13 protein-coding genes are annotated in these 12,178 nt (G+C 65.7%); 4 read left to right on the plus strand and 9 right to left on the minus strand.

Annotated elements, in window-relative coordinates; translation table 11 throughout:
* Nucleotides 1–76: 76 nt before the first annotated feature.
* The 5 genes from P6U31_RS07610 to P6U31_RS07630 all read right to left on the minus strand — a co-directional run bounded on the left by P6U31_RS07610 (nt 77) and on the right by P6U31_RS07630 (nt 4,764).
* Entirely contained in the window at nt 77–889 is an 813-nt protein-coding gene (locus P6U31_RS07610) for a class I SAM-dependent methyltransferase (protein ID WP_407187608.1), read from the minus strand.
* 135 nt (nt 890–1,024) lie between these two features.
* Nucleotides 1,025–1,561 carry a VOC family protein gene (locus tag P6U31_RS07615; RefSeq protein WP_407187609.1) on the minus strand — a complete coding sequence of 179 codons (537 nt, stop codon included), beginning with the start codon at nt 1,559–1,561 and terminating at the stop codon, nt 1,025–1,027.
* Nucleotides 1,562–1,675: 114 nt separating this feature from the next.
* Nucleotides 1,676–2,644 (minus strand): Bug family tripartite tricarboxylate transporter substrate binding protein, encoded by a 969-nt coding sequence (locus P6U31_RS07620; RefSeq protein ID WP_407187610.1) that lies wholly within the window; start codon nt 2,642–2,644, stop codon nt 1,676–1,678.
* 11 nt (nt 2,645–2,655) lie between these two features.
* Nucleotides 2,656–3,549 (minus strand): MBL fold metallo-hydrolase, encoded by an 894-nt coding sequence (locus P6U31_RS07625; protein ID WP_407187611.1) that lies wholly within the window; start codon nt 3,547–3,549, stop codon nt 2,656–2,658.
* 3 nt (nt 3,550–3,552) lie between these two features.
* Nucleotides 3,553–4,764, minus strand: coding sequence for an ABC transporter substrate-binding protein (locus P6U31_RS07630; protein ID WP_407187612.1), 1,212 nt, complete (start codon nt 4,762–4,764; stop codon nt 3,553–3,555).
* A gap of 164 nt (nt 4,765–4,928) precedes the next feature.
* Between P6U31_RS07630 and P6U31_RS07635 the strand changes: the two genes are divergently transcribed.
* Genes P6U31_RS07635 through P6U31_RS07645 form a run of 3 tightly spaced genes read left to right on the plus strand, consistent with a single transcriptional unit; the run spans nt 4,929 to nt 7,013 of the window.
* Nucleotides 4,929–5,627: a TetR/AcrR family transcriptional regulator gene (locus tag P6U31_RS07635; protein ID WP_407187613.1), complete on the plus strand. Its 699-nt coding sequence runs from the start codon at nt 4,929–4,931 to the stop codon at nt 5,625–5,627.
* Nucleotides 5,605–6,156: a carboxymuconolactone decarboxylase family protein gene (locus P6U31_RS07640; protein ID WP_407187614.1), complete on the plus strand. Its 552-nt coding sequence runs from the start codon at nt 5,605–5,607 to the stop codon at nt 6,154–6,156. The genes P6U31_RS07635 and P6U31_RS07640 overlap by 23 nt, the downstream gene beginning before the upstream one ends.
* An 11-nt stretch (nt 6,157–6,167) precedes the next feature.
* On the plus strand, nt 6,168–7,013 hold the full coding sequence (locus P6U31_RS07645) for an SDR family NAD(P)-dependent oxidoreductase (RefSeq protein WP_407187615.1): 846 nt from the start codon (nt 6,168–6,170) through the stop codon (nt 7,011–7,013).
* Nucleotides 7,014–7,203: 190 nt separating this feature from the next.
* Here P6U31_RS07645 and P6U31_RS07650 read toward each other — a convergent pair whose 3' ends face one another.
* From P6U31_RS07650 to P6U31_RS07665, 4 genes are read right to left on the minus strand one after another with little or no spacing between them, the layout of a single operon-like run.
* Entirely contained in the window at nt 7,204–7,713 is a 510-nt protein-coding gene (locus P6U31_RS07650) for a DoxX family protein (RefSeq protein ID WP_407187616.1), read from the minus strand.
* Nucleotides 7,710–8,492 (minus strand): DNA-binding domain-containing protein, encoded by a 783-nt coding sequence (locus P6U31_RS07655; protein ID WP_407187617.1) that lies wholly within the window; start codon nt 8,490–8,492, stop codon nt 7,710–7,712. Before P6U31_RS07655 ends, P6U31_RS07650 begins: the two co-directional genes overlap by 4 nt.
* The gene (locus tag P6U31_RS07660) at nt 8,482–9,399 is read right to left on the minus strand and encodes a DUF692 domain-containing protein (RefSeq protein WP_407187618.1); all 918 of its coding nucleotides are present in this window, start codon (nt 9,397–9,399) and stop codon (nt 8,482–8,484) included. Before P6U31_RS07660 ends, P6U31_RS07655 begins: the two co-directional genes overlap by 11 nt.
* Nucleotides 9,400–9,442: 43 nt before the next feature.
* The gene (locus P6U31_RS07665; RefSeq protein WP_128918654.1) at nt 9,443–9,748 is read right to left on the minus strand and encodes a DUF2282 domain-containing protein; all 306 of its coding nucleotides are present in this window, start codon (nt 9,746–9,748) and stop codon (nt 9,443–9,445) included.
* Between the two features lie 309 nt (nt 9,749–10,057).
* Here P6U31_RS07665 and P6U31_RS07670 point away from each other — a divergent pair, with 309 nt between their 5' ends.
* Complete coding sequence (locus P6U31_RS07670) at nt 10,058–12,148, plus strand: adenylate/guanylate cyclase domain-containing protein (RefSeq protein WP_407187619.1); 2,091 nt, start codon at nt 10,058–10,060, stop codon at nt 12,146–12,148.
* The last annotated feature ends 30 nt before the right edge of the window (nt 12,149–12,178 follow it).

The raw sequence follows: 12,178 nt of genomic DNA on the forward strand, positions 1-12,178 counted from the left end.
CTCACCCGCGCCTTCGGCGCGACCTCTCCCGCAAGCGGGAGAGGTGAACGAGCCGCCGGCGAGTCCGCTCTAGCAGCTACGGGCGCGCTTCGATCACCACAGCCTGAATCTTGCCTTCCACGGGTCCGGCTCCATGCCGTGTCCGGATCGCCTCGGCGACGACGTCGGTCGCAGCCTGAAGCTTGCTGGCATCCCTTGCCTCGATCTCGCTGCGCAGCGGTGTGCCCTGGCAGAGGGCGAGCGCGACGTATTCGGGCGACGGCGCTCGGCTGATTTCAGCGCGCGTCTCGATCGAGATATCGCGGAAGCCGGCACGTTCGAGATCGGTTCTGATGACGGCCTTGTCGTAATAACCGTGCGGCGTGCGGATCATGAAACGTGGCGGGTCGTCGGGAAACAGCTTGCCGAGTGCGAGTGTCGCTTCGTGCGTGAGCACATTGTCCTCGATGCGATCCCAGACGTTGAACACGAACGTGCCGTCCGGCTTCAGGACGCGCTTGACCTCTCCGTAAGCCTTGACACGGTCCGGAAAAAACATCGCGCCGAACTGGCAGCAGACCACGTCGAACTCGGCATTGCCGAAGGGCAGGGCCATCCCGTCCGCCTGCCGCCAAACGATGCGATCGTCATCCGCCTGACGCTGCGCGGCGACGGCGAGCATGGGCTCGTTGAGATCGGTCGCAACGTAACGAATGCCGCGCGGCAGCGCCGCCGCCACGGCACGCGTCACGGCGCCGGTGCCGGCGGCGATCTCGAGCAGCACGGAGGGAGAGCGCGCGGCGATGCGCTTTGCGATGTCCTCCGCATAGACGGAGAAGATCATCGGGACGAGATATTCGTCGTAGATCTTCGGAATCGAGCCGGCGAAAACCTTGTCAGTATCGGGCATGCTACCTCGCTGAAGGTTCGGACACGAGGCTCAAATTAGCATGGTTTGGCCGCTGTCGCGCCAGAAACGATTTGCCTGAAGCCGTTCCATACCGTCTCGCTCGCTCTGGGCGAGGTCAAGCCGGTGATCGACCCCTTAAGATCGGCCGCCGACCTCGCGGATCGGTCGCCTGCCGTCCCAGTTCATCGCCGCCTGGCGGACCTTCTCGAAGAACGGCCCTTTGGTGCCGCTGACGTCGGAGATCTCGATCACCGTGCCCGGATGCGCCTGCGTGTCGAAATAGGCAAAGCGTCCCCTGTCGCCGCCGATCTGGCCCTCATGGCCGATCCTGTAGCCGAGCCCGATCGCCTTGTCGTAGAGCGCCTGGTAGTCATGGCTCCAATAGGACATGTGCTGGAGGCCTTCGTGGCCGGAGTCCAGGAATTCCTTGTAGAGCGAAGGTGCGTCGTTGCGCTGCTGGATCAGCTCGATCTGGAGATCTCCCGAATTGGCCAGCGCGATGCTCATCTCGACGGCCGACTCCCGGCCGCGATGGCGGAACCAGTCGGTCTTGACGCGGTCCATGTAGTACCAGGGACCGACGCCCATCACCTCGATCCAGTGCTTCATGGCGGCCTGGATGTCCCGCACCACATATCCGTTCTGGCGCACCGCGCCGAAGATGCGGCTCATGCCCGCGCTCCTCCTCTCAAACTATTCATGACCGTCCGGACCTCATCCTGAGGGCCCGCCACAGGCGGGCGTCTCGAAGGATGGCCACGCGCGAGCTGCCCGCCGCGTTCGCGCTCACTTCACCTCGATCCCGGCGTCCTTCGCAACCTGTTTCCAGGCCGCGATGTCGCGGGCATTGATGTCGCGCTGCTCCTCGCCGGGGACAAATTGCGGGGTGATGCCGAGGCCGAGCAGCTTCTGCTTCACCTCTGCATCGCCGAGCGCGTCCTTCAGGGCCACCGACAGCTTTTGCGCAATCGGTGGAGCGAGGCCCGCCGGCGCATACATGGCCCAGGACAAGCTGCGGTCGAACGGAACGCCCTGCTCCCTGTAGCTGGCGACATCAGGCAGGCTTGGCGAACGCTCGCCGCAGGCCGCCAGCGCCTTGATCGAGCCATCCTTCACCAGCGGCGTTGCGGTGGCGACATCGAGCGTGGCCAGCGAGATGTGGCCGCCGAGCAGATCGCCAGCCAGCTTGGCGATGCCGTTGAACGGCACGTGCTCCATCTTGATGCCGGTCTGCTGCATCAGGATCTCCGCGCAGAACTGCCCGGTCGAGCCGATGCCCCAGCTGCCATACTGGATCGGCTGGCCCTTCTTCGCGAGCGCGATCAGCTCCTTGATATCATTGGCGGGGAAGTCCTTGGTCGCCACCAGGATGATCGAGGAGACGCCGACGCGGCCGATCGTCGTGAAATCCTTGATCGAATCGTAGGGAAGCTTTGGATAGATCGCAGGCGCCAGCACATGCGTGGTCATGCCGCCGACGGTGATGGTGTAGCCGTCATTCGGCGACGTCGCGACCATCTGCGTGCCGAGCGTGCCGGCCGCGCCGGTGTGGTTCTCGATATAGATGCTCTGCCCGAGCGTCTTGCCCATCTTGTCTGCGAGCAGCCGGCCAACCACATCGCCGCCGCCGCCGGCAGCGTAGGGCAGCAGCATTCTGATCTTGCGCGTGGGATAGGCGGCGGGATCCTCGGCGTGCGACGGCAGCGTCGCCGACATCAATGCGAGAAGCGAAAGCGTGACGGTGCGCAGCATCATGATGGCATTCCCTAATCCTCGAAACGAAATCGATAGGCCTCGCCGTGCCGAACCACACGGCCCGCGGTCGGCGCCGGAAAATGGCCGGTGAGCAGATAGCTCGGGGTATCCGCTAGCTCCTCCAGCAGCGCCATGCGGGTCGCGACCGCCGCGGCCGGATCGACGTCGGCGGCATTCGAAAGCCACGGCGCGGCACACTGGATCGGATGATGGATGACGTCGCCCGACATCACCGCGTGATCGTGACCACCGTTGAGATGGATCTGCATGTTGCCGGCGGTGTGGCCCGGTGCCGGCGCGAAGCGCAACGCCGCGTCGCGATCGCTGAACAGGCGGTGATCGGTCTCGACGAATTCGGCGAGGCCGGCGGCGACGACCGGCAGTACCGAATCCTCGAACGAGCCGTGATTCACCGGACTCTTCGGCCCTGAATTGTGCGCCGCCTCGAAATGCCGGTACTCCTCGCGCCCCATCAGATAGCGCGCGTTGGGGAAGGTCGGTACCCAGCTTCCATCGAGAAGACGCGTGTTCCAGCCGACATGATCGACATGCAGATGGGTGCACATCACGAAGTCGACCTGCTCGGGCGCAACGCCCAGCGCCTGCAGGTTCTCCAGATAAGGCTGGTCGAGCTCGTTCCACGCCGGCACGCGCGGCCGCCTCTTGTGATTGCCGCAGCAGGTGTCGACGATCGCGGTCCAGCGCGGCGTGCGGACGAGATAGGAGTGGTGGCTGAGAATGAAGCGGCCGGTCTCCGGCTCGATATAGCGATGATCGAGCCAGCTGCGGTTCTGCGCGATCACTTCGTCGGTGACGTTAGCGAACAGCCAGGTCTTGTCGAAGGCAAGCGCGGGGATCTCGCTGACGAGATCGACCCGCATGCTGCCAATTCTGACCTGTCGCATGCTCTAGTTCTTCAGGAGATCGCCGAACGGCACCCAGCGCGTGCCATCGAAACGGATCAGCTGAAGGCTCGTCATCGGCGTGTAGCGCTCGGGTGAATTGTTCACCGCCGTGCCGTTGATCAGCATCGGCAGGCGTACGTCCTTCATGGTCGTCGCCTGCTTCATCACGTTGGCGCGGGTGAGATCGTGACCGGAGGCCTTCAGCACCGTCACCAGCGTCTGCGCGATGGTATAGCCGTAGACGTTGAGCCAGTCGCTCTTGTTGGCGTCCGGCAGGTATTTGTCCATGAAGGCGAGCCATTCCTTGTAGCCGGCGTCATCCTTCAACTCTGGATCGGTGGCGTCCTTCAGATACTGGCTGGAGATCACCCCGATGGAATTGTCCTTGCCGGCCGGCTCCAGCACGCCGCTGATCGAAGCCGAGACGTTGGAGATGATGGTGACAGGCTTCCAGCCGATCTCGCCGATCTTGCGGATCGCCTGCGCCGCGAATTTCGGCGTCGCCGCCGCCAGCACGATTTCGGCGCCGGCGGTCTTCAATTGCAGGATCTGCGTGTCGACGGTCGGCGCCGAGGTCTCGTAGGCCGCGCGGGCGACGATCGCCTCGCCGCTGCCGAGCCCTTCCTCCAGCGCCTTCAGATAATCCTTGCCGAGATCGTCGTTCTGGTAGAGCACGCCGATCTTCGCATTGGGGTGGCTCGCCTTGATGAATCTGGCATAGGCGATCGCCTCGTCGCGATAGGTCGGCTGCCAGCCGACGGTCCATGGAAAGTTCTTCGGATCGTCCCACTTCGCCGCGCCCGAACCGAGGAAGAGCTGCGGCACCTTGCGGTCGTTGAGATATTTGTGCACGGCGCTGTTGGTCGGCGTACCGACGCCGCCGAAGATCAGCAGCACCTCCTCACTCTCGACCAGGCGGCGGGTCTGCTCCACCGTCTTCGGTGGGCTATAGGCATCATCCGCGATGACCATCTGGATGCGGCGCCCGTTGACGCCGCCCTCGTCGTTCACCTTGCGGAAATAGGCCTCCGCCGATTTCGCGATCTGCGCGAACGCCGACACCGGGCCGCTCAGCGGCGCGGTGGTGCCGATCTTGATGGTCTTGTCGTCGGCACCGCGATCGTATTTTGCCGTTTGGGCAGAGGCGGCGCCGGCCGCGAGCAACGGCAACAGGACGCAGGCCGCAGCAAGGCGGGGGCGGGCGAAGCGCGCCATGGGTCGTCTCCCAAATTGCTCTCCGCCTCTCGATGGAGCGGAGTTGAAACGCGAGAACAGCGCCCGAAGCAGGCTTGCGGGCCGCGACCATCGCCGCCAGAATGGCAGACGAACGATCGTTCGTACGGTTGACTAGCGAACGATCGTTCGTTAGTCAAGCGGTCATGGCTGTCCACACCACAAGCGCGGCAGAAGCGGCTGCGCCCACGACGCGCGAGCGCATCCTCACCGAGGCGCTCAACCTGTTTGCACAGAGCGGCTATGGCGGCGCCTCGATGCGCGAGCTCGCGCGGCGCGTCGGCATCCGCGAGAGCAGCCTTTACAACCACTTTCCCGGCAAGGCTGCGATCCTGGAGGCGATCGTTGCCGAGCACGGCCCTGCGAGCTCGGCGAGCCGGCTGGAGGAGCCGCGCTACAAGCAACTCGCCCGCCAGCCCGCCGCGTTCTGCCGCCAGTTCGCGCTCGATCTCGTCGAGCAATGGTCCGATCCGCGCGAGCATCAGTTCCAGAAGGTCATCACGGCTGAACGCAACCGCGTGCCCGGCATCCGCGCCAAATTCGCCGACCAATTCTACGCGCGTGAGCAGAGCCTGATGACGGACTATTTCCGCGGCTTTGCGCTCGCTGGCCTGGTGTCGACGCCCGATCCGCGCGAGACCGCGCGGCTGTTCGCGGCAGGGCTCATCTATATCCGGCTCGAGCATTACGTGATGGGGGCGACGCCTTCGCCGCGGCCGAAGGTGATCGAGGCGATCGAGCGCTATCTCGCATTCTTCCTATCGCTGATCGCGGCAGGCAACGATACCGACAACAAGAAACGCAAGCCCAAGGGAGAGAACCGTGGCAAGGCTGCCCCTGATTGATCCGGAGACGACGAGCGGCGACATCCGCGCCTCGTTCGACCGCATGCCGGTCAAGCTCAACATCTTCCGCATGATGGCCCATGCCGAGGCCAACATGATCCCGGCGATGCGGCTCGGCAATTCGATCCTGCACAAGCAGAAGCTCAGCGCGGTCAACCGCGAGCTTCTGATCCTCCAGGCTGCGCAACTGGAGGGCGGTGCCTATGAATGGCGCCAGCACGTCCCGATCGCGCTCGGCGTCGGCTGCACGCAGGCTCAGATCGATGCCGTCGAGCGCTCCGACTACGAGGCGGAAGCGCTGAACGAAGCCGAGCGCGCGCTGCTGAAGTTCGGCCGCGAGGTGGTCGAGAACGTCCGCGTGAGCGATGCGACGTTCGCTGCCATGCGTCGCCATTTCAGCGGTCAGGAGATCGTTGAGGCCATCGTCGCGCTCGGCTTCTACATGATGATGGCGCGCCTGACTGAAGCCACCGAGACCGACCTCGATCCCGCCGCCGGCATGACGGTCTATGACGGCGGCAGGAAGTGAGACGGCCGGAGATGTCGGAGACCGAAAGCAAGCCGGAACGTTATGTCCGTCCGCCGAGCGCGGAATCGTTGGGCGAAGCGCCGGGCAGGGGGCGGCTGCAGGGGCGCCGTATCCTCATCGTCGGCGGAGGCCAGCGCGTGTTCGACGCAGGGACCGATCCAATCGGCAACGGCCGCGCCATGAGCATCTTGTGCGCCCGCGAGGGCGCGAGGGTGGCGGTCGCCGATCTCAACCGCAGTTCCGCCGAACAGACGGTGAAGCGTATCGCCGACGAAGGCGGCGCGGCCTTCGCGATTGCCGCCGACGTCACGTCCGAGGCCGACGTGATGCGCATGATCGACGAAGCGCACCGTGCCATGGGTGGCCTCGACGGCATGGTGCTGAACATCGGCACGTTCGGCAAGACCGGACTTGATAACGTCAGCACCGAGGAGTGGAACAAGATCTACGACGTCAATGTCCGCGGTCCCATGCTGTGCTGCCGGGCCGCTCTGCCGAAGTTCGACAATGGCGGCGCCATCGTCTTCATCTCCTCGATCGCGGCGCTGAAGGCGGGGTCGCAAATGGCGGTGTACGATTCCTCGAAAGCCGCGCTCGGCGGCCTGATGCGCAACATCGCCCATCTCGGCGCGCGCCGCGGCGTCCGCGCCAATCTCGTCTACCCCGGCCTTGTCGACACGCCAAATGGCCGCGAAGCCGGCGCCGGCCGGCCCAACCGCGGCAAGGGCCACGTCCCGTTCGGCCGCCAGGCCACGGCGTGGGAGATAGCCTATGCCGTGCTGTTCTTCCTGTCGGACGAAAGCGTCTACGTCACCGCGCAGGCGCTCGCGGTCGATAGCGGCTTGAGCGGGATGTGAGTGCTTTCTGGGCTACTGCAGACCACACCTGCTGACGTCATCCTGAGGTGCTCACCTTGCGATGCATTCGCATCGCAAGGTGAGCCTCGAAGGATGGGCCACAAGCGCCCGCGGCCCATCCTTCGAGGCGCGCAAGGGCGCGCACCTCAGGATGACGGTCGTGCGTGTGGATGCAAGGCATTGTGCGTGCCTATCTCCCGTGCGACCGTACGCGACAGAGCAGATGATCGAGCGAGATGTTGCCGGGGCCGCCTGCCATGATGCCGAGCGCCATCGCCGCCCAGGTGAGGTGGATGGGCCAGCCGTCGGGCACCGTGAGCTCGACGATGACAGTCATGAAGAGCAACCCGAGCGCGGCCAGCCGGGTGCCCAGTCCGAGCACCAGCAGGATCGGAAACATGATCTCGCCGGAGCCCGACAGGAACGCCATCACCGTCGGCGCTGGAAAGTGATAGGGCCCGCCCGGCAGATGCAGCATGAACTCGTCGCTGAACAGCGTCACCGCGGTGTCGTTGAGCTTGAGGAAGCCGCCCCATTTGAGCAGACCCGAGCGCCAGAACGGCACCGCCAGCGCGAGGCGCAGCACGAGCTGGACGAGCGTGGGCGTGGCGAGCGTCTGGATCAGGCGGTTGGCCCTGTCGACGAGTAACCAGGGCGACGGCAGCATGCTGTCGGTGGTCACGTGTTGGTCCGTGATCATGATGGGTCTCCGCAGGCGAGCGAAATGAAGGCGCCGGCTTCGATCAGCCCGGCGATGTTCGCGGCGATGTCGAAGTCGGACGCAGCCTCCAGCGCTGCCGCCGCGGCCTCGCCGAGCGGCCGTCCCGAGATCAGGCCGGCCGCGAACACCCCTCCGCCGGGCGGAAGGCAGTGCACGGTGACCTCGAATTCGGGCCGTGTGATCAGGGCATCCTCGGGCGTGGAGGCATCGATGCGCGGCACCGACGCGTCGTCGCGGTTGGCGGCAAAGATCGTCACGGCTGCGTATGGCGAGCGCAGGCATCGTGCGGCCGGGTGTGGAACGAACACCAGACCGGCCAGACGATCGGGTGTCACCGCCGCGAGCCGGGCCGGCGACAGCGGCGCCGTGTCGGCGGCGTGATAAGCATCGAGCCAGGCCCGCTCGATGCGCGCGACGTCGGCGAGCCAGGGCATATCTTGCGCATGCTCATAAGTTTCGATGAATTCCGGAAAATCGCGGCCATACTCGAATAGCAGCGGCGAGGTCGGCGGATTGCTGCGCACATGGAAGCGCGCCATGGCGCGGAAAAACTCGGTGCCGGTGATGCGCTGCACCGCCGGATAGACCGCGGCCAGCGCGTCGATCAGGCTGACCGTGACGTTGTTGCGGTAGACGTCGTAGCGCCGGCCGGCGGCCTTGCCGTTCGGGCCGGTCACGACCGCAGGCGTTTCGCGTGCCGGATCCAGCAGCGCCGGCGCGAACGCAGCAGCGAAAGACAGGCCGGGCTCAGGCCGCATGGCGCCTTCCTGCCATTGCTGTGGACTGGTGACGGTCGAGGATCGCCTGTGCTGCAGCGGCTTCGGCCTGCAGCACCGGCCAGTCCGGAATGTTGCTGTCCCATTCGATCAACGTCGGCACCGCACCGTGGCGGCCGATGACGATCTCGTAGAGCTTCCAGACGGCATCCGCGACCGGGCCGTCATGGCTGTCGATCAGCAGCAGCTCGCCTTCATCGTCGGCCTGCTCGGCATGGCCGGCAAGGTGAATCTCCCCGACGCGCGACAGCGGGAAATCCGCGAGATAATCCAGCGCCGAATAGCCGTGATTGGTCGCGGAGACGAACACATTGTTGACGTCGAGCAGCAGCCCGCAGCCGGTGCGCTCGGCGACGGCGCGGATGAACTCGGTCTCGCGCATCGACGATTCGCGAAAGGCAACATAGGTCGAGGGGTTTTCCAGCAGCAGCGGACGGCGGATCGCTTCCTGGACCTGGTCGATATGGTCGCAGACGCAAGCCAGCGTCGCTTCGGTATAGGGCAGCGGCAACAGATCGTTGAAGAAGCTGGTCTCATGGGTCGACCAGGCGAGATGCTCGGAGACCAGCGCGGGCTGATAGCGCGCGACCAGGCCGCGAAAGCGCGCCAGATGCGCCTTGTCGAGCGGCCGGGGTCCGCCGATCGACATGCAGACGCCATGCAGCGACAAGGGATGGTCGCGACGGATCGCCTCCAGCGCGCGATGTGGCGGACCTCCATCGCCCATGTGGTTCTCGGCGTGAACCTCGAAGAAGCCACGCCGAGGTCCGGCCTCGATGATGTCAGGGAGATGCTCGGGCTTGAAGCTCGTCCCGGCGACGCCGCCGATGGGGGGGCCGAAACGAAGCGGCATGGCTGCTGGTCGGATCGGTTTCATCACCGTGCTCATCGTGCTGCTCCGTTCGGGCTTGCGGGCGACGTCGCGCCGGCCGTCAGACCGGCTTGAGCGAACCCTTTTTGCCGCCCGGCAGCTCGATGCTGGTGCAGGTGCCGCCCTGCACGAATTTCCAGGCGTTGCCCTGGAAGTCGACGGTCGAGGTGCCCTGGCAGGTCGTGCCCGGTCCCGCCGCGCAATCGTTCTGGCCCTTCAGCGCGACGCCGAAGCACTTTTCCTTCTTGGCAGCGACAGCAGCTTCGGCCTCGGCCTTGGTCAGCGGGCCGGCGGCGGCGAGAGTCGCCAGCGCGGTCGATACGGCGCCGGCGAGGACGAGCGAGGTGACGGCATGTTTGGCAGACATCGAAATTCTCCTGTTCGAGATGGCATCGCCTTGCAGGCGATGCGCGCATGGTCTCCTTCGTTGCGCGCGCAGCCTTCGTTACACAAGGCTGCTCACGAATCCGTGAGACCGATTGGATCGAGCGCACAGCCGGTGCGCTTGTCCGGCATTAGCGGGCAAGCCTCGGCTCAACGCCAATGCCTAGGGTCTATCGAGACAGTAGCGACCGGGCATTGGCGGCCGGTATTCTTTTCCTGCCAGATGTAACGGGCGAGCGCGGGCGGCGTAGAGCATGACGATGGCTCGGTGGATCGGCAGGCGAAGACAGCGATGAAGGTTGATCCCGAACGACGGCTTCATGCGATCGCGAGGATGACGGTCAGCATTCGCCTTGCGGTGTCCGCGCTGGTGTTGGCAGCGATCCTGCTGACGGCTGCGTTCTCCAGCCTGCTCTGGTGGCGCACCGCGGAGGCGACCAGCCGGCAGCTCGCCTCGACCATCAACGAGCAGATCGTGGCGGCGGTGCGCAAGGAGGTGTCGGCCATCGTCGACGAAGCGCGCGCCGCGCATACCGCGATCCGCACGCTGTTCCTCCAGAACGTGCTCGACACCCGCGAGGCCGACAAGCGCGAATTCGTCTTTCTCTCGCAATTGCAGTCGCAGGCGACCATCTCCTGGGTCGCCTTCGGCTGGCCTGACGGCTCCTTCTTCGCCGCGCACAAGCTCGGCGATCGCCGCCTCGAGATGATGGAGATTTCGCTGACGGACCATCGAGGCCAGCGCCGCGTCGATGAATATGACGTGGTGCCCGGCGACATCGAATTCGCCAATCGCCGCTTCGAGCCGACCTCATTCCGCGTCGCCGATCAGGCCTGGTTCAAGGCCGGGCTGGACGCGGACGACCCGCGATGGTTCAGGGTAGAGGACCACGCGAACGGCGAGCGCCCGTCGATCGCGTTCGCCGGGCCGATCGACGTCTACCAGGAGCGGCAAGGCGTCTTGGCCGTCATCATCGAATACACGAGGCTCGCGCGCTTCCTCTCGCAGCTCGAGGTCGGGCGCACCGGCACCGCCTTCATCGTCGATGGCAGCGGCGAGCTCGTGGCAGCACCGGACAAGGACGCCGACGAGCTCCATCCGGCGCGCGGCGACACGACGCTGCTGCCGCTGGCGCGCGCAGCGCTCGACAAGGCCGGCGAGGCCGGCCGCAAGGAGGCCTGGCGAAGCCGGCTGACCTCAGGCGGTGCGGCCTATGAGGTGGCGCTGACGCCGCTGCCGTTTCCAGGCTGGTCGCTCGCGACCGTGATTCCCGAGGCCGAGTTTCTCGGACCGGTCGAGACGACGCTGCGGCGCCTGATCCTTGGCCTTGCCATCGGCGCCGTGCTCGCCGCGCTGGCCTCGGCGATGCTGGCGCGTTCGGTCATCGCCGCGCCGCTGTCGCGCGTCGTCGGCGAGCTTCGTCATGTCGAAACCTTCGCGCTCGAGCAGGTCCGCCGCCATCCGTCGCGGCTCAAGGAGATCGCGAGCCTGTCGGGCGCGATCGCCGAGATGGCAGCCGGCCTCTCCGCATTCCGAAAGTTTATCCCGGCCGATCTCGTGCGCGGCCTGCTGCGTCAGGGCGTCGAGGCGCGGCCCGGCGGCAGCATCCAGGAGCTCAGCGTGATGTTCATCGACATTGCCGGCTTCACCGGGCTGTCCGAGCGGCTCGGAGATCGCGTGGTGCCGCTGCTGTCGCGCTATCTCGACGTCACCTCGGAGATCATCGTCGCCAATGGCGGCACCATCGACAAGTTCATCGGCGACGCCGTGATGGCATTCTGGGGCGCGCCGCAGCCGCAGGACGATCATGCCGCGCGCTGCTGCCGCGCCGCACTCGCCTGTCGCAGGGCCGTCGAAGAGTCCGGCCTGGTCGACGATCTCGGCCAGCCGCTTCATATCCGGATCGGCATCAATTCGGGCCGCATGCTGGTCGGCAATATCGGCTCGGAGCTGCGGCTGAACTACACCGTGATCGGCGATGCCGTGAACGTCGCCAGCCGGCTCGAAGGCGCCAACAAATCCTACGGCACGCAGATCCTGATCGGCGAGACCACCGAGCGCCTGGCGCGCGGCGCCGTCATCACGCGGGAGGTCGACAGCATCGCGGTCTACGGACGGGAGGAGGGACTCTCCGTTCACGAGTTGATCGGGATGGTGAACGAGACGGCGGTCGATCGCATCGGCTGGATCGCGGATTACGAGCGCGGCCTCGCCGCCTATCGCGCCCGCCGCTTTGCCGACGCGCTGGCCGATTTCGAGGCGGTGCTCAAGCAGCGCGGCCACGATCGTCCGGCCGAGCTGATGCGTGACCGCTGCCGTCGTCTGGCTGCAGCTGCGCCCGACCTCACCTGGCGCCCTGTGGCGGCACTGGCGTCCAAATAGCGACATCATCCGGGTTACAATCGGGTACAA

The sequence above is a fragment of the Bradyrhizobium centrosematis genome (genome assembly GCF_045571495.1).
Lineage (GTDB): Bacteria > Pseudomonadota > Alphaproteobacteria > Rhizobiales > Xanthobacteraceae > Bradyrhizobium > Bradyrhizobium centrosematis.